Below are 945 nucleotides of genomic sequence, written 5' to 3'. Positions count from 1 at the left end.
TTATCGTGGCGACCACCCGCCCTGAAACGCTGTTGGGCGACGTGGCCGTTGCCGTCAATCCTGAAGACGAACGTTATACGCATTTGATCGGCAAGGAATTAATCCTGCCGCTGACCGGCCGCACCATCCCCGTGATTGCCGACGAATACGTCGAAAAAGACTTCGGTACCGGCTGCGTGAAAATCACGCCTGCGCACGACTTCAACGACTACGAAGTCGGCAAACGCCACGACACGCGCCTGATTAATGTGTTTGATTTGGAAGCCAAAGTGCTGGCAAACGCCGAAGTGTTTAACTTCAAAGGCGAAGCGCAACCAGGCTTTGCCCTGCCTGAAAAATACGCAGGCTTAGACCGCTTTGCCGCGCGCAAACAAATGGTTGCCGATTTGCAGGAACAAGGTTTCTTGGTCGAAATCAAACCGCACACGCTGATGACGCCGAAAGGCGACCGTACCGGTTCCGTGATTGAGCCGATGCTGACCAGCCAATGGTTTGTCGCTATGTCCGCCACGCCAAACGGCGGCGAGCCTGACAGCGAGTTCAAAGGTTTGAGCCTGGCCGACAAAGCCAAAAAAGCCGTTGATAGCGGCGCGGTACGTTTTATCCCTGAAAACTGGGTCAATACCTACAACCAATGGATGAACAACATCCAAGACTGGTGTATTTCGCGCCAACTGTGGTGGGGCCATCAAATCCCTGCATGGTACGACAACGAAGGCAATGTGTACGTCGCCCGCAATCAGGAAGAAGCCGAAAAACAAGCCGGCAAAACAGGTTTGACCCGCGAAGAAGACGTATTGGATACATGGTTCTCCTCCGCGCTCGTGCCGTTCTCCACACTCGGCTGGCCGTCTGAAACCGACGAACTCAAAGCCTTCCTGCCGTCCAATGTCTTGGTAACCGGCTACGAAATCATCTTCTTCTGGGTGGCGCGCATGATTATGA

The 945-nt window shown here is 54.1% G+C and carries 1 protein-coding gene; it reads left to right on the top strand.

Annotated features, from left to right (window positions below; genetic code table 11):
• Positions 1-945 (top strand): class I tRNA ligase family protein (locus ACTHUR_RS12305; RefSeq protein ID WP_440398758.1); only part of this gene is annotated, 945 nt, incomplete at both ends.

It is taken from the genome of Neisseria sp. P0021.S007, from assembly GCF_051956855.1.
The sequence above is the reverse complement of the archived record's forward strand: the minus strand, read 5'-3'. Positions and strand labels throughout refer to the sequence as shown.